The organism is Klebsiella sp. HN106 (genome assembly GCF_051209435.1).
Lineage (GTDB): Bacteria > Pseudomonadota > Gammaproteobacteria > Enterobacterales > Enterobacteriaceae > Klebsiella > Klebsiella oxytoca.
In genome coordinates this window covers 1-248 of record NZ_JBLURD010000326.1, presented here as the reverse complement: position 1 = coordinate 248, position 248 = coordinate 1, and the positions used below count along the sequence as shown (strand labels likewise).

Below are 248 nucleotides of genomic sequence, written 5' to 3'. Positions count from 1 at the left end.
CCAGCGTACGGCCCACAGAATGATGTCACGCTGAAAATGCCGGCCTTTGAATGGGTTCATGTGCAGCTCCATCAGCAAAAGGGGATGATAAGTTTATCACCACCGACTATTTGCAACAGTGCCATATCAAGCGACTTCTCCTATCCCCTGGGAACACATCAATCTCACCGGAGAATATCGCTGGCCAAAGCCTTAGCGTAGGATTCCGCCCCTTCCCGCAAACGACCCCAAACAGGAAACGCAGCTGA

At 52.0% G+C, this 248-nt stretch carries 1 protein-coding gene; it reads left to right on the top strand.

Going from position 1 to position 248, the window contains the following annotated elements; translation table 11 throughout:
• A partial coding sequence (locus tag ACSIPU_RS31405) for a hypothetical protein (protein ID WP_204361551.1) occupies positions 1 to 201 on the top strand: 201 nt, incomplete at its 5' end.
• Between the last annotated feature and the right edge of the window lie 47 nt (positions 202 to 248).